This window comes from Vibrio sp. QJM3NY_21 (genome assembly GCF_057785975.1).
This window is the reverse complement of record NZ_CM173514.1, coordinates 1,569,427-1,590,773: the sequence shown is the minus strand read 5'-3', so window position 1 is coordinate 1,590,773 and position 21,347 is coordinate 1,569,427. Positions and strand designations below refer to the sequence as shown.

Genomic DNA, 21,347 nt, shown 5'->3' with positions numbered 1-21,347 from the left:
GGTTCTTACTCTCGAAAAGAGAGGCTCATGATTCGAGATCAGTGCTCGTGAATCGCTTCCTTGCCGCTTGGGTACGCTTTGGAACCCAGCACATCACCGTCGACTTCTTTACCATAGTAACCTTGGTGGTTGTGGTAACGCTTAGCATTGCCTGCAACATCACCCTTGTATCGTGGGTCTTGTGGGCGTTCATGACTGTTCACAAAAGCGGCCACATCCCATGCATCCTGAATTGAAAGCTGTTGGCTCTTTCCAAGCGGCATGTTTTCATAGATGAAGTAGGCGGCGGTGTTCACGCGGTGCATACCTGCGCCCCAGTTGAATGAGTTCTCGCCCCAAAGTGGTGGCAGGTATGAGCGACCATCTGCTCCTTTGATTCCTTCACCATTTTGACCATGACAGGTTTGGCAGCTGGTTTGGTAAACCTTTTCACCACGCGCTATCGACGGCTCTTGTTCAGGGTTAGCAATCTTAGGGTAGCCACGACCTGCCAGCTTGCTGCGGTCATCAATTGGGTATTTGCTTAGCAATTCTTCTGGAAGAGGGAAGCTCTCCGCTTTTCCTCCGACTTGTAAATCCGCATCGCTGATCTCAGGGACGGGCGTGTCTTGCATGCCGTTCTTATCTAAGATGGCACCCATCGCCAACCAATATGAGTATGCCGTGAGCGCGACCATCTCTTTTGAGCCTACTGCTGGTGGTAAGCCATTCATTGAATAGGTAAAACAACCTTGGATACGTTCCGCGTAGCTGTTTACCTTGTCGTTTTTCTTACGGTAAGCAGGGTAAGCCATGTACGCTCCCCAAAGAGGTGCAGCATTTGCCTTCATGCCCGCTTGCATGTGGCAGTTTACACAGTTTTGCTCATTGCCTACGAACGTACCTCGCATCTGCTGAGAATCGACAAACAGCGAATAGCCCAGTTTGACTTTGTCACCAAATTCCCCAGCTGGGATATCAACCAAGCCTCGTGGCACCAGATATTTGTTATCTTGAGGTTTCTCAATTGCTGGCAGCTCGGTTTGGCGATCAGGCAACTCTGCTTCGGCATAAGTGATTCCAGAGGCAAGGGTTGCGGTAATTAAAAGTAATGTTTTCATGCGAGCCCTTTAGTATCGGAAAGATGCGAAGTAGTAAGACAGGTTTTTGATTTCATCGTCAGTTAACTTACCGGCGATATTGCCCATCATGTTCAAATCATCACCCTTTCGAGTGCCGTTTTTCCAAGCATTGAGCTGAGTTTGAATGTAGTCGGCGTGCTGGCTCGCTAGGCGTGGGAATTTGTCTACGCCCATACCACTTGGGCCGTGGCAGGTTGCACACGCAGGAATGTTTCGATCCCAATCTCCTTGGAATACAAGCTTACGGTAGGGGTTATCAATATCCGCTTGTGAGCCGCGCTGTTCTAAATCGCTAAATTCGTATGAAGGTAGTGAAGCAAAGTACTCTGCTACTTCACGACGAATAGCAGGATCTGACACACCATCCGCCATGCCCTTCATGATCGCGCTTTGACGCTCACCACTAGAGAATAGAACCAGTTGATGTTCAAGGTAGTCAGCATTGAGCCCTGCTAGCATAGGGGCAATGTTGGGCATGCCTTTACCGTCAGCTTGGTGGCAGCCACTACAGGTTTCTGCAGCTTCTGGCATTGGATTAGGCGCTGCTTGTGCCAAACCGGATAAAGAAAGGTTTCCCAGAGCTGCGATACAAAGCGTTAATGTTTGAGGTTTAATTTTCAGCTTAGTCATGAGGCGTCGCTATTGGTTGTAGTGCACGCATTTTCGACATAATTGATTGTTCGCGCTATTGTGGATTTCCACATTAATTCACTTTGAATTTGAGGTGAGTCTCACATTAATAACCTCAACCACCATAATGGTATTGATGTGAATTCCGTTAGGCCAATCCAATCGCTGTTTACGAAATGCAAGGGAACTGCCATGTTCGCCTCGGTGTAACTGCTTGTTAAGGCTCTTTTATGGCACCGATTGTATAAGCATAGCTGCTTTATGGATGCTGGCTAAAAAAGTTGTGGTGAAATGAAGATTACCTAATGGCTTTGGGTTGATTACTCTATCTAGACCGGATGCTTTATCTAGTTCCGATGCTGTATGTAGATTGGGCGTTTTATCCAAATAGGGTGCTTTTCCAGATCAAGGGGATGAAAAAGCAGAGCAACCTCGAATGACGAAGTTGCCCTGTTGTGTTCTCATCTGCAAATCAGATAAAGAAGTGTTTTGATTAAGTGCTTAAGTTAGAGCTTACAGAGTTTAAGCTAGACCTTGTAGATCTTAGCCGGAAGCGCTTGTCTTGCTGCTGCACCCACAACCCAATCTAACATGACGCCTTTGCCTTCTCTCGTCGGGTCAATCAAGCCTATATCATTGATGTTAACTCCATCGTTCGACTTCATCTTCACTGGTTGTTGTGTGTCACCAATCCAGTGTGAACGTTCACCGAGCTCTTTGTGTCCAAAGCCGTGTTCAAAGCCTAATGTTCCCTGTTTTATACCATCAATCACCATCGCCAACGCATGTGTGGTTGAACTCGGTGTTTCTATGGCAAATACATCGCCTGTTTTGATGCCAGCAGAAGAGGCGTCTTGCGGGTGAATGTAAACCGGGTTCACGCCTTTAATAGATTCCAATCGTGGTGACAAGTTAGACACCGCACTGTGAATGTTGGACTTAAAGTTGGTTAGGGTGAATGGCCACTCTGTTACTGGGAACTGCTCTACCAAAGGCGTACCGTCTGCTAACTTTTGTGGATACCATGTAGGACAACCCATGTATTGCTCGCCACTGATGGTATTACGAGACGTACCGAGTTTTTCATTCCAAATAGCCAATGGTTTGGTCCATTTGTACTTCATGGTTTCATTGGTGTAGGCATTGGTTGCGTCTTCAAAACGACCGCCACGCGCAAAGATATACGCCACTTTGAGCATCTCTTCTGGTTTAAGCGTTTTGTTCATTACAGGTATAAGGCGCTCTAGACCAGACCAAACGATATCTTCAGCGTCTACATTCGGTACGCCGCCTTTTACGAATGCCAAGTTAGCTGCAGAGCGTAGATAGAAATCTTCAGCGCTATGAATACCGTGCCAGTTACCTTGATTGTCTTTGATTACGTTGTCGCCAAAGCCACCTAAGCCCAGTGTTTTTGCCACATCAATAAAGAAGTTCTCTAGGTTGATGGCACGTCCGTCTTGAGTGCGGGAAGTTTTAGGCTCAACAATCGGCCAACGAGCAGTGATCGCTTTAGTTGCAACGCCATGCCAAGGTGTTGCCATGCCCCAACTCTCGTAGGTTACTGTGTCTGGCACAAGGTAATCTGATAATGCTGTTGTCTCATTGATGAAGGCATCGATAGAGACGATCAAGCCAAGCTGCTTTGGATCCTTAAGCTTCTCGCCTAATAGGTTGTCTAAACCCGGAACGCCATAAAGTGGATTTGCCATGTGGTTGATCCACGCTTTTGCACGGTAAGGGTAGCCATCAATCGCAGCTGATAAATGCTCGGTTAAAAGCGGCGCAGAGATTGGGTACCACGGAGCACGCGTTGGGTAGGGTGATTCACCTGCTGCAACGCGACGCTTGTATTCGCTGGTCTTGTGATACGGGAATTTGCTGCGAGATAAGAACACGCCTTGAGGCTTAGTCTTGCCTTTGAATTTGGTAAAGTCGTAACGTGGACCAGCAACAGAAGTTGGGTAGCCGCCTGCTTTCGCCATCGCACCGCCTTTCGCGTTGATGTTACCGATCAGCGCGTTCAGCATCAGAATAGAGAACGAGTTGTAGAAGCCGTTGGTGTGCATGTTGCCACCGTGGGTATCGACGACTGCTTTCGTTCCGTAGCTGGTAAAGCGTTTCGCCAGCGCAATAATTTGATCTTGTGGAATTTCACACTGCTCACTGTAGTAAGCAAGGTCATATTTGAAGGCTTCTTCCTTCAATCTTTGTAGAGAAGACTTAACACGAACGGTTTGACCATCGATTTCTACATATTGATCAACGAACAGAGCCGCTTCATTCACCTGAATATGCGATGATATGAGTGACGTTGTCACATCTAGTGCGATAAATCCGTCATCGTCAGACATCGGTTCGCCTGTTTCTAGCAATCCAATATCCGATGCACGGAGCATACGTCCATTTTGTGGGTGTGTTTCGTCACTGATCACAAGGTGTGAAGCATTACACCAATGCGTGGTGCCTGCTTTTTGCATCGCTTGTGCGCTTGGGCGAGACAAGAAATCGTGATTGTAGCGCTGGTTTTCGATGATCCATTGGATCATACCCAGGACTAATGCTGAATCAGTGCCCGGTTTGATCGGTAGCCAGTTGTTACGATCGCCCGCCGCAAGGCTCGATGATCCTGCTGGAAGGCTTGGAGTCACAATGGTGTAGCTCAGTTTTCCATTAGTACGAGCTTCAGCCAGTTGTCTTGCTTGACGCTTGAACGGGTTACCCGCTTGAGCCGGAGACATACCGATGAAAAGAATGAACTCTGCGTTGTTGAAGTCTGGTTTTAAGTGCGAGAACTTGTCTAAATCATTCATGATCGCGCCAGAACCTGCACGGAATGCGTAACCACAGTAAGAGCCGTGATGACCAAAGTTGCGTGTTCCGTAGCTGTTAAACGCAAAACGCTTCAAGATGTCATCACGACCTTCATTACCGGCATTAGTTACTAATAGTTGGTTGGCTTTTGGTCCGTATTCAGGGTTGTTTGGATCGAGTGGTGTTTCGATATCACGAATCGAACGTAGGCCTTCTACTTCGCCTTCCCCAAACAAGTCACCACCTTCGGTGATCTCAGATATAAGCTGTTCGTAGCTGATTGGTTCCCACTTGCCTTCACCACGTTTGCCAACACGTTTTAGCGGTTGAGTGATTCGGTATGGGCTGTTTTGAATTTCTAACATGCCGTTACCGCGGGCGCAGGCTGTCGAGCGGTTATTAATACCTGATTCACCAGACAAGCCAATGTAGGCGTCTTTTACGGGCGTTTTGAACGGGATCTGCTGGTCACTTGATAGCGGGTGATACGGGTTGCCCGAGATACGCAAGATCTCGTCATTGCGATTATCGATACGTACACGCAAGCCACACAGTGTCCAGCAACCAAAACACATTGAGGGTGCAACGCGTTGGTTTGGATTAGGTGTGATTTTACCTTGTTCATCGACACTGTATTCCGTCTCTAGCGAATTACCGTGGTGGATGTGGTTGGTTTTTTTACCAGCGGTACCATCGATAGCACCGTGAACCATGTGTTTTGTGGTTGTCGCATAACCTGCAGCAAAAGCTCCAACACCACCGGCAGCAAGGCCTGTTTTCAAAAATTGACGACGTTTGTTATCCATGATGATTCCTCAGACTACAAGCTATGTGAGCGGTTAAGTGGTGAAGGTGTATTTTGGTTAGGCTTTGATGTTGCCTTTGGCGCAGAGCCAGTTGCTCTTGTAGACCCAACAGTTCGAGTAGACACGATTTCAGAGGCGAACAACGCAAGTGCTAACCAAAGGCCACACATACCAACAATGCCAAGTAAACCAGCGCTACCCATTGGCAGTTCATAGGGGAATGGACCTACATCAAAACGTGGAATGGTTTGAACCTCCATCATGGTCACCCAACGCACCGCCCATGCTGAAACGATGGTAGCAAGCGCAACACAGATAATTCCTAGTTTGCTTTGCGATAGACGCTGCAGCGGGAGAACCAAGATCATGCAAAGTAAAATACTAGTAGTCATGATGCCTAAATTAATGCCCCACGCGTCGTTCTCATACAAATTGAAGTGACCATGGTTAGATGCCCAAATCGACGTAAGAATAATGGCAAGGCCGCCCGTTAACGTAATCGTTCTTTGCACTAGAGCGAGATCTGTGGGTTTTAAACTTGGCTTGCTTGAAGGCAGTAGAGCCCAAATCAATAACGTTAAGCCTGTTGCAGCAAAGAAGGCTGTTGTGAACCAAAGCAGCGGGGAAGCCGGTTGATGCCAAAGCGGTCGGCTCGCCAAAATTGCAATCTCGGCACCGGTGTAAAGCGCGATACTTAAGCCAGAAATAGCGGTAGCAGCAGCGAGTGCAATCATCAGTTTTGTTGAAACCTGCCATTGCCCCAGTGTGAGCCAAGACAAACGCTTTAGAAGCGGGTTTTCACTCTCTTTAAGCTGTGCGATGTCGTCACGCAGGTAAACCCAAGCTGTCGCAACAGCCAGACCAGAGAACAAAGGTAGGAATAGAGAGCCTAACGACATCCATGACCAAGGCGTAATGTGAGCATAGAAGTGCCAAGCACGTCCCGGTTGGTGCAAATCACCGGTTAATGCTAATGGCCCAACAATCGCACCGATGGCCATCACAAGCACAAGCGCTGAACGGAATTGATGGCTGGTTGAGTTTTTGAATATCAGTGCAATTAAAAACAGAATAGCCGCCGCATAAGCCGAACCGATGTAGAAGAAATATTGAACCGCCCACGGTAGCCAAGCGATCTCTTGAGCGGGAACTAACACCTCAGTGATATTCATGCTGTCTCTCCTTGTTTGCCTTGTGTCGCGATTGCCAATTCTTGTTTGCTAGAGGATGAGTTATCGATGGCGGCTGGATCATAAATCGCAGGTTGGCCTTCAATGTGGCTAACGAATCGCTCGTTCATGCCGATATAGAAAACATGGGGGTTGGTATTCTGCTCTGGCTTGAGCACCTTGATGTCGTCTTGGTTTTCATTAAGCAGACGGTTGATCTCGCTGTTTGGATCTTTAAGGTCACCGATGACACGCGCGCCACCGACACAAGTTTCTACACAAGCGGGCAGTAAGCCGTCTTCAAGGCGGTGTGCACAGAAGGTACATTTATCAGCGGTAAGGGTGTCGTTATTGATGAAGCGAGCATCGTAAGGGCAAGCTTGAACACAGTAGGCACAGGCTACGCAGCGCTCGTTATCCACCATCACAATGCCGTCTTCACGCTGGAAGGTCGCTTGAACAGGACAAACCTTGATGCAGGGTGCGTTGTCACAGTGATTACATAGGCGAGGTAACATGAATGATTTCACGTCTTGTTGAGCTGTCGAACCATCATCAAGGGAGACTTCATACTGTTTTACGGTGGTTCTGAACTGGCCAATCGGCGCTTGGTTTTCCACGCTGCAGCCAACAGTGCATGCCTGACAGCCAACGCATTTACGTAAATCAATCGCCATCGCGTAGCGCTTGCCTACTTCGCCTTTGCGGTCAGGCTGGTTGTTATTGCGAACGGCTGTGCTCGCGACTGCGGTGTTGATTCCGGTAATGGGAATGAGCGCAGCGCTGGCGGAAACTTTACCGAATTGGCTGAGAAACCGTCTTTTCAATGAGTCCATAGAGGTACCTATAAATGGGTATTCGATCTGTTAGGCTCATTGTCAGTTTTTGACCGCACATGGGGTATTGTGGATTTCCACATACCCAGATCAAAGTTGATCTAGAACAAATGTGGTTTTCGCTATCTAGCTGTTATGCTTTGTTTTAGAGGCTTATCTCAAGCGCTCTAAAGGGTGAGTTAAGCGTTGAACATGTCGTCAGCTTCAAGAAAAAGTGAAATGACGAGAGAATAAATTGAATAAACAATCTGCTTGGAGAAAGAGATTTCAGTGACCGTTCGAAACCTAATGACAGTCGTTAGCCTTTGTTGGCTGAGCCTAACCGCAGGAGTGTGTTTAGCAGCTCAATCTGAACAAGCGATAGCAGCCCCAAGCTCAAGCCCAAACCAAAACACAGATGAACCCGATCAGGTTATCGAGGTTGGTGTGTTGGCGACCCGAGGCAAACTTGCGGCGCAGCAGCGTTGGCAGCCGACAATGGATTGGCTGTCTGAGCGCATTCCCGGAAAACACTTTGTTCTTAAGCCTTTCAACTTGGAAGAGATGGCCGAAGCGGTAAAAGATGTGACTGTTGATTTTGTTATCACCAACCCCGGTCAGGCGGTTCGATTAGGACGCCAGTATGCGCTTTCTTGGATGGCAACCATGACCAGTCATAACTTTGAAGCTCAAGGCACCAGTAATACACGCAGCATTGGTTCCGCCTTGGTGGTGAGAAGAATGTCGCCTTATATCTCTCTCGAACAACTCAGCGGTAAGCCGATTGCGGCAGTCTCTGAAAATGCTTTTGGTGGTTACCTCACTATGCGTTACCAAGTGATGCAACAGGGGCTCAACCCCAATCACTTTTTCTCTAATACCCAGTTCTTAGGTTTCCCTATTGATGCTAGCTTGTATCAACTGCGTGAAGGGCACATTGAAGCTGCGGTGGTGCCTGCGTGTTTGGTCGAGAGCATGATCAGCGAAGGTTTGCTGGTGGCGGGTCAATATCGTGTTATCGAGAATCAAGCACCAGAAGAGTTCCGATGTCAGGTGTCTACACCGTTGTACCCTAACTGGTCGTTTGCCAGAACAGAGCGAGCGTCTTCGGCACTGGCGAAACAAATGAGTCAGGTGTTATTTGCTATGCCAAAAAGCAGTGCGCCAGCCATTGCAGCGAATGCATCGGGCTGGACGTCACCGACAAGCCTGCTGTCGATCGATAAGCTATATCAACAACTCGACGTGCATCCACTGCAACAACCTTGGTGGAAAGAAGCGTTAATCTGGCTCAAGTACAATCAACAGTGGGCATGGGCGTTCTTTATTCTTGTCGTGTCTCTAAATGCTTACCACTTCTGGTTGGAATACAAATTCAGTCGCAGCAAAAAGCAACTAGAAGCGACGCTGTATAAGCTGAAAAGTAAGAGTGAACAACTAGAGCACTCACAACGTATCGCGGTAGTTGGTGAACTGGGAAGTAGCTTGGCACACGAGATTAATCAGCCTCTGGCAGCAATTCGGAATTATAGCGAAGGTGGTTTACTGCGGATTTCGAAGAACAAACCGCTGACTGACATAGAGCCTGTATTTGAGAAGATACAGTCTCAAGTGGACCGTGCTGATGCGATCATCCAGCGCCTAAGAAACATGATCAAAAAACGCTCATCAGATAAATCTCAAATTGATATAGAAGTGCTTCTTACAGATACCATCGAGCTACTGCAGTTTAGATTAGAGAAACACAAGATAACCATTGAACGTTATGTTGTGGGTAAACCTATCACGCTATATGTTGACCCTGTCGGATTGCAGCAGGTAGTTGTAAATTTGATCAACAATGCGACTGATGCGTGTAATGCTCAGATGCATCGCGAACAAAGCGCTACGTCTGATATTGGTAACAAAAATAACGAACCATCGACAATTAAAGTGATTACCGAGTATCAACCGGATAAAATGATGCTGTCGGTTATCGATAACGGCACGGGCTTAGATTTTACCGAGCAACAAGTCACTCAAGCCTTTGTGAGCAGCAAAGAAAACGGCTTGGGATTAGGGCTTGCGATTTGCCAAGATGTGATTGAAGACCACAGTGGCAAAATGAGCATTGCTTCACTGACTCCTCATGGTTGTCATGTCGCGGTGACACTACCTTCCTCTATTTCAAATGATTCATAAGGAATCTTGTTATGTCTGAACTTCATCAAACGTTGCCGGTCTATGTGGTTGATGACGATGAGTCGATGCGTGACTCATTGGTGTTCTTATTGGAAGAGCATGATTTTACGGTGTCAGCCTATGAAGATGGCCCGAGCTTTCTGGACTCAGTGGATTTGAGTGCGCCAGGTTGCGTGGTGTTAGACAGCCGAATGCCTGAAATGAGAGGGCAACAAGTTCATGAGTTGATGGTGAAGGCGCAGAGCCCACTGTCGGTGATTTACCTGACGGGTCACGGTGATGTGCCAATGGCGGTTGAAGCCTTACAAGCCGGCGCGGTGAACTTCTTTCAAAAGCCAGTTAAAGGCGGTGAGTTAGCTGAGGCGATCAAACAAGGTTTGGACGCTTCTGAAAAGCATTTACACATGAATGTTTACCGCCAAGCGTATGCATCGTTGACTGACCGAGAAATCGATATTCTTAAGCAGATCATCGACGGAAAACGTAACCAAAAAATCGCTGATGAGTTATGTATCGCGATGAGAACGGTGGAAGTGCATCGAGCGAGTTTAATGAAGAAATTTTCTGCTAAAACGGTTGCTGAACTGGCTTACATATACGGCCAACTGAACTAACTAAAGCGACATGGGATTGCTGATAGGTATTCATCAATTTCGTTGTCGTTTTTTAAGATTATTTTGCTTAAAGGTGGTCTTCATTATCGAACTCTATTGAAGCAAGATCACACCATTTATGGAGTGCATAAGGATAGGTCTTAGTAGACTTTTTATCGCTATGTATTCCTGAGATACTGAACTAAGTTCATTTTAGGGCGGAACGTTTTAATAACGGCGCTTTTCCCTGTAACTAGAAACATACCATTCACTATGGGTTGATCACTTTCCCGGTATCGGGGCTAGTATCAGCCGAGTTAGGTTAAAATATTTTATGAGTACAATGGGAATCGCAATTGGTGCGACGGCTCTTTCGTTAATACTTGTCGCCGTGTGGCTGATCTCTTTATCGCTAAGAAAGCAGCGCTTGGAACAAGAACGTAAGGCTCGTGCTGTCGCTTATCGAAAAGCGATTGAAAAAGCGCGTATACAAGAGCAAAAAGAGCGTCACTTCAAAGCCGAAACCGGGCATGTTCCGTCGATTCTGTATTTGGCGAAGGAGGCGGAACGTAACAATATTAAGGAAGCTCTGTATTGGTACGACAAAGCGGCGCAACTCGATAATATCAATGGCATGTACGGCATTGTGCGCCTAAGCATGAAGCGCAAAGAAGACCTGATTTTAAGAGAGAAAGCCAACTTTTGGCAGCTTGCGATATCCGCATTGGACAATGACGTGTCTGCGAAATTTGAGATGGGTAAAGCACTTGTCTTTGGTCGTGGAACTGATAAAAATATCCCTAAAGGTTACACCTATATCGAAGAATCTGCGGCTGGTGGTAATACCGAAGCGATGCTGTTCATCGGTGACTGGTGTTTAGATAAAGAAAACCCAGACTACTCTGCCGAAAGCTCTGTCGAGTGGTACCAAAAGGCCGCGGAAAAGAATAGCTTAGACGGCAAGATCAAACTTGGTATGAGTTATTTGAACGGTATTGGTGTTGAGCCTAACCATGGCGAGGCTGTTTACTGGTTTGAGACGGCCGCAGAAAAGAACAGTGCAGAAGCGATGTTTAGAGCAGGCGAAGCTTGGATTGACCATGGTGAACACGGCAACGCCATCGCTTATATCTGGTTATTCCTATCAGCTCATTTTGGCTACGCAGAAGCGAAGCATTTGAGGGATAAAGTCGGCGGGGAACTTGGTGTCGATGCCGTCGTGGGCTTACAGGCTCTGACTAAGCCAATAATGACTAAGCTGACCCAAGAAGCGATCACTAAGCACTCAATCATTAAGGCGCTCAACAAGCTCTACAAACGCAATGTGCCTGTTCCTAAGAAGGTTAAAGAAGCCTCCGATGAAGAAGGTGAGGAGTTAAATGTCGATGGTCGTCATTTAGAGACCAAAGCGTCGAGTGAGCAAGCTTCTAACGTCGATTACAGCCAGCAGGCGACGCCAAACCATGATAGCGGAGCTGCGAATCAAGGGTCACCCAGCGATCAAGCAACGCATAACAAAGAAGCAAGCCCTAACTCTCTAGATTTCAGTCAGGCAGCAGTGGATCCAAGCTGGAAAAGCAACCACTAAAACGTGTTGGTTAGCTTTGATGAGTTGGACAAGAATGACTGAAGCTATGAAGCTTCTAACCGTAATCTAGAAAACCAAGACAACAAAAAAGGGAAGCGAATGCTTCCCTTTTTATTTGTGTGCTATTTGCTTTTAGAGCTTAGAGTTAAAGCCTAATATCCAAGAGCTGTTAAGCTTTGTTTTGCTCAGCTTTACATACAGCCGCAGTGAACACTACGTCAGTTGAGCTGTTAAGCGCTGTTTCAGCCGAATCTTGAATCACACCAATGATGAAACCAACCGCTACAACCTGCATCGCTACATCGTTTGAGATACCGAATAGGCCACAAGCTAGAGGAATCAGTAGCAGTGAACCACCGGCAACGCCTGATGCGCCACATGCTGATACTGCAGCAACAAGGCTTAGTAGAATCGCAGTGAAGATATCAATTTCAATACCCATAGTGTGTACAGCTGCAAGCGTTAACACAGTGATGGTGATTGCAGCACCTGCCATGTTGATGGTTGCGCCTAGAGGGATTGATACAGAGTAAGTATCTTCATCTAGCTCTAGCTTCTTACAAAGGTTCATGTTCACTGGGATGTTTGCAGCGCTTGAACGAGTGAAGAATGCCGTTACACCAGATTCACGAATACATTGTAGTACAAGTGGGTATGGGTTCTCTTTTGTCTTTACAAAGACAAGCAGTGGGTTAACGACAAGAGCAATGATCAGCATTGAGCTTAGTAGAACCGCTAGCAGTTGACCGTAGCTTGCTAGTGCATCGAAGCCCGTTGTTGCGAATGTAGTCGAAACAAGGCCGAAGATACCGAATGGCGCAAGACGAATAATGAAGCGAACAATGTGTGAAACACTGTGGCTTAGGTCTTCGAAAACCGCTTTTGTTGTTGCTGATGCGTGGTGCAGAGCAAGACCAAGACCGATTGCCCAAGCAAGAATACCGATGTAGTTAGCGTTCATTAGTGCGCTAACTGGGTTATCTACAAGCTTGAATAGAAGCGTATGAAGAACTTCTGCAATACCTTGAGGAGGGTTAGCACCTTCAGCGCCAGCAACCAGTGTCAAAGTGGTTGGGAACATGAAGCTCAGTACTACCGCAGTCAATGCAGCAGAGAACGTACCAATCAGGTAAAGCACAATGATTGGACGCATATGAGTATGCTGACCTTTCTTTTGGTTTGCGATAGAAGCTGCAACAAGAATGAATACTAAAATTGGGGCAACAGCTTTCAGAGCACCAACAAACAGACTACCTAATAGGCCTGCATCTTGAGCTGCTGAAGGAGAAACCATGGCGAGAACGACACCGAAAACAATACCAGCAAGGATCTGTAGAACGAGATTTCCACGAGCGATGCGGGCGAGCATGTTGTGATTTTGCATAAAATACCTGCAATTGTTAATTTATTATAGTGATGTATTTTTTTATAAAGTTGTACCAAATCCAACTATACACTAGTGGAATGGGCGGTCATATTAGCGGGATCTAAGAGGGTGTCTAGGAATAGTTTACTTTTAGGGTGATTGTTTGCGCTACGTGGTGTTTTTAGAGCTAAATGTTAAATTTTTGTACTCTTGTTGAGATATAAATCTGCATGATAATACTCATTCGGGTCAATGTTCTGGTCCTGGTGCCGTCAGAGTCGATTAGCAAGATCATTGTGTGCAGAAATGATCCCATTGGGTTCCTGTTGATATAAAGAAGACCTGTTGATACAAAGAAGCCCCAGCCCAATGCGTTAAAGAGCTCATGAATTAATGAGCTAATACGCGATAGGGACATAGGGCTTATTTACGTGTTGTAAACCTAATCCAATAATCGGCTATTTAGACGATTTCTTGATATTAAGGCTCTCTGACTGCACGGTTTTGTACATTTTAGAAAGCTGTTTACTGTTCGCTCTCTGTTCTGCCAATGAGGCTCCATTTCTTGCTTGCTCTCTGAGTAGCTTCTCATAGTTAGAGAATCGCCTTTCAGAAAGCTCACCGCTTTCAATGGCTTTGCGTATTGTGCATCCTGGTTCTGACTCATGACTGCAATCAGAAAAGCGACAATGTATCGCTAACTCTTCCACATCAGAAAAAGTTTCACTTACTCCTTCAGCACAATCGGCGAGTTGTAACTCTCGCATACCAGGAGTATCGAGCAATAAACCGCCCGATGTTAGCAAGTGGAGCGATCGTGACGTGGTTGTATGACGGCCTTTGCTGTCGTCTTCACGAATGCCACCCGTGGCTTGGTGAGTCTCCCCAAGCAGTGAGTTGACCAGCGTAGATTTCCCAACACCAGACGACCCCATCAAAGCCACCGTTTTGCCCGTTTTACACCAAGGTGATAATACTTGAGTAGAGTCTTGGTCTAGGCTATTAACGGCTTCGATCATCAGCATAGAATCTAAGCTTTGAACTTGTTGTACTTTGTCTTGGTAGTCGTCACACAAGTCTTTCTTGGTGAGTACGATAACGGTTTCAACTTGCGCTTCATTGGCGAGAGCGAGATAACGCTCGATGCGGCTTAGATTAAAGTCATTATTTAGCGAGACCACGATAAACACGGTGTCGATATTGGATGAAGTATATTGTTCAGCTACGCGACTGCCTGCAGCTTTACGGCTGAAGAGCGACTGACGCTCAAGTAAGCGGTCGAATTGCAGATCAGAGTTCAACATTACCCAATCACCAACCGTCATTGCCGGTTGGTTTTGATGAACGGGTAGAATGATTTCGCCTTGTTCTGACGCAAGCGTATATCCGCTGCGATGGTGCGCGGTAATGCGAGCAATGACGGAATGGTCATAGTCTTCGAGTGTCAGTTGTTGCTGGAATACAGGTTGCCATCCAAGTTGTTGAAGTGACATTGGATGAGAAAATGCGTTTTGTGAATTCATGTCTATTTACCCAGACGTGCGAGCTTTCTTTTCTTTTCTTTTCTTTTCTTTTCTTTTCTTATGAGAGCATTAACTTCTTGTGAGATCTCAGGTTATTAATGAGATCAATAAGCATTGATGAGATCAAAAAGAGTTGCTGAGATTAAAAAGCGTCGAGACGTCAAAAATGTTTTGAGCTTGGGTCGAATTCAAATAGATAGGACCCCGGATTTAGTCATGCGCTATTGGGCATGCAGGTATTGATCACTTACGATCAATAGTAAACCGGGTAAAAGTGTGCGGTCGTCACGGGTGACGAGGTGTTGGTCGCTCGGTATTTAAGTTTGATTAACCAAACAAATTAACGCGCTACTTTTACTGCCAGTTTTAGTGTGTTCATTACAATCATCTTCTATTCTCCTTGGGTTATTTATGTGTTCAGGCTTTGAATAAAAAGCGAACTCAGTTTAACAAAAAGCCACGATGGCGAGAAGTCATCGTGGCTTAAATGATTTTATCAATTGTGAATACGATTAATGATGATCGTGATTCATCTTCTTCATGCCGCTCATTACTTTCTTAACTGGCGCATCGAAGGTCTGCGTTTCACCATTAGCGAAAGTCAGTGTCATCTCGATTTGCTCACCTTCTTTTAGGCTGCTTGCTAGGTCGAACAACATAATGTGTAGGCTACCTGGTTTAAGTACTGCTTCACCGTTCGCAGGGATGGTGATCTCTTGAACTTGGCGCATTTTCATAACATCGCCATCCATGATTACATCATGAAGTTCTACTTTACCTGCTGCAGGTGTTGTTGCAGAAACAATAGCGCGATCTTTATCGCTGTGGTTCATCAGAGTCGTGAACACCGCGCTGTTCACTGCTGAAGGCGGGGTTGCACGAGCATACGCGTCATGAACCATAATGTCGCTACTAGCCTGAGCAAAAGGGGTGAGCAATAAGCCTGCTAGAGCAAGTGCTTTTAACTTCATGTTGTTGTCCTTAATTTTTATGTTTTTGGTCTGGGACCTGACTTTTTTTGAACTTTATTGAGTAAGTTCTTTGTTTTTACGTTTTACTGCGTCAGCTTGTTGATAGCCTCAACAATTGGCGCTGGCGTCAACGTGTGCGGTACTTTGGTAATCAAGGTACCGTCGGGCTTTAAAAAATAAAAATATGAGCTGTGGTCTAGGGTGTATTCCAACTCTGAACCTTCAAGCTTGGTCTTTCTGAAAATAACGCCGTAGTTATGAGCCAGAGTAGTGGTGACATCCAATGGACCACTTAGTCCTTCCATCATCGGGTGGAAGTATTGCGCGTATTCATACGAGGCTTCAGCGGCATCACGTTCAGGATCGAGAGAAACAAACATTGGGCGAATCTTTGCTTTTGCTTCATCAGATACTTGGTTAAGTGCTCCGGCCAACATAGCTAAAGAAGTAGGGCATACATCTGGGCAACGTGTGAAACCGAAGTAAACGATACGAATTCTGTCATCGGTTTGGTCAAAGATTTCCGTTGGCTGGTTGTCTTTGCCGAAAAGAGTCGTTGCGGAGAACTCTTGTTTTGCAGCGTGTTGTTCTTGAACTTCGTTTTGCCCATCAAGATAGCTTTTGACACCAAAGCCAAGTACAAAAGCGACAACCAATGCTAACGACCAATTTCTACTCATCTTGCCATCCTTATTGCAGGGTTTACAGTATCGACACCATCAGTGAGCTCACCGACCCATGTCATTTTATCTAAAGTACATACAGGTAAAATCACATCACCTTCATAGGTATTATTGCCAATGCTCTTTAATTGAAAACGCGCTGATCCCATTTCCATTTCTAAACCTGTGAGCGATAAAATCAGTGTCTCAGATGCAGCACCTTCCCAAACTACCTTTATCTTTGTGGGTAGAAGAGGTTGTGCGGTTTCTCGGTCAAGCGACATTGAAATGGATTCCTGCTCACACGATATGGTTGAAAGCATGCAGTAGTCATCCAAGTTGACTTCGGCAGTTGAGTGCTCAATCATCGATTTAAATTTTTGAAATACTTGCGGCCCATAAAAACCTGCCACGAGAGCTATGCCAAGAGCCACCACCTTTAATGCTGGGTGCATGTCGTGTTCTCATCTAATTTTATAAGAGCGGCGATGTTATCATACCCCTCAATACGTGCTTGTATCAAAAAGCAATTTTGTGCGTATGGTAGAACTAAAAAAGCGAAGCTATTGGCTTCGCTTTTGTTTGTTTAATCGAGAGGTGAGCTTAGTATTTCTAAGCATTATCCGTTTTAAACGCTTTCCAGAAGTTGGTTGAATGATTAGTCAGCGTTGCGCTCTGCAAATTTCTCTAGTCCTAGAACCAATGCAATCGCAACAAACATCATCACAATCGCCATTACTAACTGAGAAGGCTGAGAGGTTACGGCTTCAAAATCAAACGGTGACAGGTTTTCTTGAATCAGAGGAACTTGCTCACCCTTTGAATTTGTACGCCAGCTGATGGTTTCTTTCCACGGCCAAATCTTAGGCAGCGTACCGATCATCAAACCAGTTAAGAACACTAATGTGAAATCGCGGAATGAGCGCAGTAACCAAGAAAGTACGTGCGAGAAAGTCAGTAGGCCAATCACACAGCCACTAAGGAATAGCGCAAGCACATCGATTTGGAACTCTTTAACCGCGCCAAGAACCGGCCCATACATACCAATCAATAGCAGAATGAAGCTACCCGAGATACCCGGCAAAATCATCGCACAGATCGCAATCGCACCCGCAATGAGAACATTGATGCTGGTTGGTTCCATTTGTAGCGGCTTAAGCACGGTAATGCTATAGGCGAAAGCAACGCCAAGCAGCAAAAACACGAATCGAATCATATCGCGCTTCTCTACTTGCTTAAGAATATGGAAAACCGACACCAAGATCAGGCCAAAGAAGAAAGACCACAGTGGAACGGGGTGGGTGACTAATAACCAAGAAATTAGTTTTGCAAATGTCGCAATGCTCGTGAATACGCCTGCGAACAGTGAAATCAGGAAGAAACCATTGATGTGGTTAAACGCGGCTTTGAAGCCTTCGCGTTTCCATAAGCCAAGTACGCTAGGGTTAATTCTTCGAATGCTTTCTAGCAGCGTATCGTAGATACCAGTGATGAATGCGATGGTTCCGCCCGACACGCCAGGAACAACGTCTGCTGCGCCCATTGCCATGCCTTTGAAAAAAGTACTTAAGTAGTTCATTGCTTCATAGAGTTGAGGGTGATTTTGTGCAGTATACAAACTTTAGTGTAAAAAAAGTATGAATATGCCATTGGGGAAGGGCTTTTATTACTCTCTTAATTGTAAGGCAATAAGTTGAACTGAACATTTGCCTAACATTTAAAATACAACCACTTAGTAATTTGTCATTAAGAGCAGAGATGAAACTGATCTCTTATCGATATTGCATCTTGGTTGCATTATGCAAATGCACTTTGCAATTCGCATGACAAATTCATGGTTTTTATGCGATGCAGGGCTTATAAAACGTCGAATAAAAGTTGGCACGCTAACTGCATTATGTACATTGACCCTTCTTAAGCCGAGGGTCACCTAGCCAACTGACGTTGTTAGTGAACCTATTGATTTGTTCACAAATATATAGAGCCAATCGCGATTATTGCGGTTGGCTATTTTTTTGCCTGTCGTTTGGTGATTGTCTTTTTTCTTTTCCAGTTCCTACATTTTTAAGCTCTAACCTCAGATGAAAAAAAAGCCAGCCACCATTGGTGACTAGCTTAAGCTTTTCTCGAATCAATCTCGAATCCGTTTTAGTAACCCATCAACTGCAGCAAGTTCTCTGCCGTGCTGATTGCTTCTTTGCGGTTAGCAATGTTGAGCTTTTGGTAAAGGTTACGGATGTGAGTTTTGATCGTGGTCCCCGCTACATCGAGCTCTTGAGCGATTTGCTCATTACTGAACCCAGAATAGATCAGACCAAGTACTTGCCATTCACGCTGGGTGAGTGGGCTAGTGCGCACAAGCTCAGGAATATTCGGGTGATTAACCAAGTTCTCAACAAAGTCTTCATCGAAGTGAACCGAGCGGCTGCGTTGGGTGGTTGAGATATCTTTCATGATCTGTTGAGCGCGATGGCGTTCTAAGTCACCTAAGCCTGGCTTGTTGCTCAATTTATCCAAGATATGCCCGATAGTCCCACCGTCGACCAAGAAGTTACCAACCATACCGGTTTGGTTGGTCATATGAAGCGCTTCTTCAAGTAGCACGCGTGCGCTGTCCTCATCGTTAATTTGTGTACGCAACACCGCTTCAACGATCAAGTTTCGGTTGGTGTCTGTAATCAGATGTGAACGCTGCGCTTCACTCTTAAGGAAAGTCAGCGCTTCTTCCGCATCTTCATACTGCTCAAGGATGATGTGAGAACGTACGATGTTTCTCCATTGAAGCTGACAGAAGTGGTTACTCGCCGATTCAGGTCGAACCGCCACGCTTAGCCAATCACGGATTGCCTCTTTATTGCCTTTTACTTGCCAGAAAAGAATCAAAGACAAAGAAGCATTTGCGGTCCAATCTACGTGGTAAGTTGATTGACGTAGCAGGTGTTGAATTTGGTCGATAAACTTCGACGCTTTATCAATCTCGCCGCGGCTCAATGAAATTCGAGCCAGCATAGAATAGCTGTGCAGGTGTTTACTCGGAGAGTGGTGACCAAGGATATCTAAGCCTTTGTAGCAACATTCTTCCGCTTCATCTAGTCGGTTCCAACACCAGAAGATCTGAGCGCGAACACGCAGCAAAAATTCATGTAGAGGAACGTATTGAAGCTGATGCTCTTCGATCAATTTGAATGCGCTGTCTTGTAGCTCAAATGCAGCTTGAACATAACCTTGAGCAATCAAGATTTCGCTTTGCTGAAGAATTGCCCATAGAGCCTGATGGTAAACCTGATACTGACGTGCCAGTTTTTCTGTTTGTTGCATCATCGGTAGCGCACGGCTGAGGTTGCCCATTACGTGGTTTACTTCGCCAACAACAGACGTTGCCACAATGCGGCTACGATAAACCGTAGTGTTTAACTGGCTCAACGAAAGCTCAGCCAACTCCAATGCTTTCTCAGGCTCATTGCTGTTGATGGCAACTTGGGCACGCAAGGCATTGTATTGGCCTTGTTGCTGAGTATCGAGTTCAATGTTTCGAGCTTGATATTGAGTCTCAGCCTCTTCCAACAAAGTACCCACTTGATCATAACGGTGCTGACTTTGTGCCAGCCAAGCGCGCAGCATTGATAGCTTCGGCTCACTGTATAGTTGATCCGTAGTCAGTTGCTTGATCGCCATCTCTAATGATGAAAGCTCACCTTGGTTGAACATCGGCCAACCGTGTTCAGTCAGGATTTGGATGATCAGCTCTGGATCTTCAGCACGTTGTGCATGTCGCAGTGCTTGATGAGGCGTTTTCTGTTTGATCCACGCTTTCGCGGCACTCCGGTGCAACTCGGCTTCTTGTTGCGGAATTCGAGCTTGGCGCTCATGGGCAAGAAACTCACCGAATAGATTGTGGAATCGGTACCAGTTTTTCTCGCCTTCAAGCGGGTAGATGAATAAGCCAAATCGGTTGAGTGATTCGATCATACCCAGTGCGTCTTCACGCTGTGTAAGCGCGCAGACTAATTCGTCATTGAAATGATCAAGTACTGAACACTGCATCAAGAACTGTCGGGTTTCTTTATCCAGTAGATCGAATACTTCTTCAACCAAGTAATCCCAAAGGTGGGCATGGTTAAAGTGAGAGAACGATTCTGCAGATTGCGCAAGGGTACGTTTTTGATGTTGAGCTTGAAGGGCAATAAGCTGTAATGCCGAAGGCCACCCCTCAACATAAGTACAGATACTACCAGCGGTCGTGTCATCTACGCCATCGGCGACACGTTGATTGAAGAAGCGCGTCGTCTCTTCAGTATCAAAAGCCAGCGAATCGTTTCCAATTTCAATCATCAGATCACGAACACGAAGGTTTGCAGTGCCAAGTGGTGGTGTCCCGCGGCTAGTCACAACAAGCGTCAGGTTGTCAGGCATGTGTTTAAGGAAGAAGCGCATAGCTTCGTGGATATCGTCATTGTTGACCAAGTGATAGTCATCCAACACAAGGAAACATTCGTGATGGAATTCAGACATCTCAGCAAACACTTCACTTAACAAAGAATGCAACGATGAAAATTGTCGCTTTTCTGCCAGCTTTTGGGCATTAGGGCAGGCATTTTGAGTCGCTTTATTGAGTGATTGCATTAGGTAGTTGATAAAGCGAAAGGCATCGTTGTCACTTTCATCAATGCTGTACCAACCCACATTGGGCTTATCTACCAGCCATTGAGCTGCCATTGTGGTTTTGCCGTACCCCGCTGGAGAGCGGAATAATACAAGCTTATAGCAATCTGCGTGTTGGAGCAGATCGAGAACCCTAGGTCGTAGGATTGCATTATGTAAGCGGCCGGGACGAGTCAGTTTCGAAGGGATCCACATGTCGAAGTTTTTCACCTATTCCGTGGCTTATGTTCTGGATTACCTCAATCTATCGTTGAGTGTAATCGAATGACATCAGCCTAATTACTTAAGTCTTCAATCATATTACGTGAAGCAAAACGGCACCGACTATGATCCTCCTCAGAAACCTTGCACTCCTGCATGTTTTTAGGCTTCTACGCCCTTTATTTGAGACTCCGCTCACATAGCGGGTTGGTTTGTGAATGTGACTTCCTTCATCCCAACACGTA

The 21,347-nt window shown here is 45.9% G+C and carries 15 protein-coding genes; 3 read left to right on the top strand and 12 right to left on the bottom strand.

What is annotated here, in order from left to right; translation table 11 throughout:
- Positions 1 to 38 precede the first annotated feature (38 nt).
- The 5 genes from AC3CID_RS22455 to dsrO all read right to left on the bottom strand — a co-directional run bounded on the left by AC3CID_RS22455 (position 39) and on the right by dsrO (position 7,376).
- The gene (locus AC3CID_RS22455; RefSeq protein ID WP_488527504.1) at positions 39 to 1,100 is read right to left on the bottom strand and encodes a c-type cytochrome; all 1,062 of its coding nucleotides are present in this window, start codon (positions 1,098 to 1,100) and stop codon (positions 39 to 41) included.
- Between the two features lie 9 nt (positions 1,101 to 1,109).
- Positions 1,110 to 1,751, bottom strand: a complete 642-nt coding sequence (locus AC3CID_RS22450; RefSeq protein ID WP_488527503.1) for a c-type cytochrome — start codon at positions 1,749 to 1,751, stop codon at positions 1,110 to 1,112.
- Positions 1,752 to 2,278: 527 nt separating this feature from the next.
- A complete protein-coding gene (locus tag AC3CID_RS22445) occupies positions 2,279 to 5,371 on the bottom strand; it encodes a molybdopterin-dependent oxidoreductase (protein ID WP_488527502.1) in 3,093 nt (1,030 codons plus the stop codon).
- Positions 5,372 to 5,385: 14 nt separating this feature from the next.
- Positions 5,386 to 6,543, bottom strand: coding sequence for an NrfD/PsrC family molybdoenzyme membrane anchor subunit (gene nrfD / locus AC3CID_RS22440; RefSeq protein WP_488527501.1), 1,158 nt, complete (start codon positions 6,541 to 6,543; stop codon positions 5,386 to 5,388).
- Positions 6,540 to 7,376, bottom strand: coding sequence for a sulfate reduction electron transfer complex DsrMKJOP subunit DsrO (gene dsrO / locus AC3CID_RS22435; RefSeq protein ID WP_488527500.1), 837 nt, complete (start codon positions 7,374 to 7,376; stop codon positions 6,540 to 6,542). Before dsrO ends, nrfD begins: the two co-directional genes overlap by 4 nt.
- 270 nt (positions 7,377 to 7,646) lie before the next feature.
- Here dsrO and AC3CID_RS22430 point away from each other — a divergent pair, with 270 nt between their 5' ends.
- The 3 genes from AC3CID_RS22430 to AC3CID_RS22420 all read left to right on the top strand — a co-directional run bounded on the left by AC3CID_RS22430 (position 7,647) and on the right by AC3CID_RS22420 (position 11,717).
- Entirely contained in the window at positions 7,647 to 9,536 is a 1,890-nt protein-coding gene (locus AC3CID_RS22430) for a sensor histidine kinase (RefSeq protein ID WP_488527499.1), read from the top strand.
- Between the two features lie 11 nt (positions 9,537 to 9,547).
- Positions 9,548 to 10,150 carry a response regulator transcription factor gene (locus AC3CID_RS22425; RefSeq protein WP_061022228.1) on the top strand — a complete coding sequence of 201 codons (603 nt, stop codon included), beginning with the start codon at positions 9,548 to 9,550 and terminating at the stop codon, positions 10,148 to 10,150.
- 322 nt (positions 10,151 to 10,472) lie between these two features.
- On the top strand, positions 10,473 to 11,717 hold the full coding sequence (locus AC3CID_RS22420) for a tetratricopeptide repeat protein (protein WP_488528007.1): 1,245 nt from the start codon (positions 10,473 to 10,475) through the stop codon (positions 11,715 to 11,717).
- 169 nt (positions 11,718 to 11,886) lie between these two features.
- Here AC3CID_RS22420 and sstT read toward each other — a convergent pair whose 3' ends face one another.
- The 7 genes from sstT to malT form a co-directional block, all read right to left on the bottom strand.
- Positions 11,887 to 13,101, bottom strand: coding sequence for a serine/threonine transporter SstT (sstT, locus tag AC3CID_RS22415; RefSeq protein ID WP_488527498.1), 1,215 nt, complete (start codon positions 13,099 to 13,101; stop codon positions 11,887 to 11,889).
- Positions 13,102 to 13,541: 440 nt separating this feature from the next.
- Positions 13,542 to 14,606: a ribosome small subunit-dependent GTPase A gene (gene rsgA, locus AC3CID_RS22410; protein WP_488527497.1), complete on the bottom strand. Its 1,065-nt coding sequence runs from the start codon at positions 14,604 to 14,606 to the stop codon at positions 13,542 to 13,544.
- 512 nt (positions 14,607 to 15,118) lie between these two features.
- Positions 15,119 to 15,577, bottom strand: a complete 459-nt coding sequence (locus tag AC3CID_RS22405) for a copper chaperone PCu(A)C (protein ID WP_017061862.1) — start codon at positions 15,575 to 15,577, stop codon at positions 15,119 to 15,121.
- 83 nt (positions 15,578 to 15,660) lie between these two features.
- Positions 15,661 to 16,257, bottom strand: coding sequence for an SCO family protein (locus AC3CID_RS22400; RefSeq protein WP_004732104.1), 597 nt, complete (start codon positions 16,255 to 16,257; stop codon positions 15,661 to 15,663).
- On the bottom strand, positions 16,254 to 16,694 hold the full coding sequence (locus tag AC3CID_RS22395) for a hypothetical protein (RefSeq protein ID WP_488527496.1): 441 nt from the start codon (positions 16,692 to 16,694) through the stop codon (positions 16,254 to 16,256). Before AC3CID_RS22395 ends, AC3CID_RS22400 begins: the two co-directional genes overlap by 4 nt.
- Positions 16,695 to 16,897: 203 nt before the next feature.
- The gene (locus AC3CID_RS22390) at positions 16,898 to 17,818 is read right to left on the bottom strand and encodes a polyprenyl-phosphate transporter (RefSeq protein WP_048610568.1); all 921 of its coding nucleotides are present in this window, start codon (positions 17,816 to 17,818) and stop codon (positions 16,898 to 16,900) included.
- A 569-nt stretch (positions 17,819 to 18,387) separates the two neighbouring features.
- On the bottom strand, positions 18,388 to 21,096 hold the full coding sequence (malT, locus tag AC3CID_RS22385; protein WP_473579106.1) for an HTH-type transcriptional regulator MalT: 2,709 nt from the start codon (positions 21,094 to 21,096) through the stop codon (positions 18,388 to 18,390).
- Between the last annotated feature and the right edge of the window lie 251 nt (positions 21,097 to 21,347).

Bases quoted from the DNA above. Each gene is read 5' to 3' on its own strand.
- AC3CID_RS22455 (WP_488527504.1), bottom strand. From the start codon at position 1,100: ATGAAAACATTACTTTTAATTACCGCAACCCTTGCCTCTGGAATCACT.
- AC3CID_RS22450 (WP_488527503.1), bottom strand. From the start codon at position 1,751: ATGACTAAGCTGAAAATTAAACCTCAAACATTAACGCTTTGTATCGCA.
- AC3CID_RS22445 (WP_488527502.1), bottom strand. From the start codon at position 5,371: ATGGATAACAAACGTCGTCAATTTTTGAAAACAGGCCTTGCTGCCGGT.
- nrfD (WP_488527501.1), bottom strand. From the start codon at position 6,543: ATGAATATCACTGAGGTGTTAGTTCCCGCTCAAGAGATCGCTTGGCTA.
- dsrO (WP_488527500.1), bottom strand. From the start codon at position 7,376: ATGGACTCATTGAAAAGACGGTTTCTCAGCCAATTCGGTAAAGTTTCC.
- AC3CID_RS22425 (WP_061022228.1), top strand. From the start codon at position 9,548: ATGTCTGAACTTCATCAAACGTTGCCGGTCTATGTGGTTGATGACGAT.
- AC3CID_RS22420 (WP_488528007.1), top strand. From the start codon at position 10,473: ATGGGAATCGCAATTGGTGCGACGGCTCTTTCGTTAATACTTGTCGCC.
- sstT (WP_488527498.1), bottom strand. From the start codon at position 13,101: ATGCAAAATCACAACATGCTCGCCCGCATCGCTCGTGGAAATCTCGTT.
- rsgA (WP_488527497.1), bottom strand. From the start codon at position 14,606: ATGAATTCACAAAACGCATTTTCTCATCCAATGTCACTTCAACAACTT.
- AC3CID_RS22405 (WP_017061862.1), bottom strand. From the start codon at position 15,577: ATGAAGTTAAAAGCACTTGCTCTAGCAGGCTTATTGCTCACCCCTTTT.
- AC3CID_RS22400 (WP_004732104.1), bottom strand. From the start codon at position 16,257: ATGAGTAGAAATTGGTCGTTAGCATTGGTTGTCGCTTTTGTACTTGGC.
- AC3CID_RS22395 (WP_488527496.1), bottom strand. From the start codon at position 16,694: ATGCACCCAGCATTAAAGGTGGTGGCTCTTGGCATAGCTCTCGTGGCA.
- AC3CID_RS22390 (WP_048610568.1), bottom strand. From the start codon at position 17,818: ATGAACTACTTAAGTACTTTTTTCAAAGGCATGGCAATGGGCGCAGCA.
- malT (WP_473579106.1), bottom strand. From the start codon at position 21,096: ATGTGGATCCCTTCGAAACTGACTCGTCCCGGCCGCTTACATAATGCA.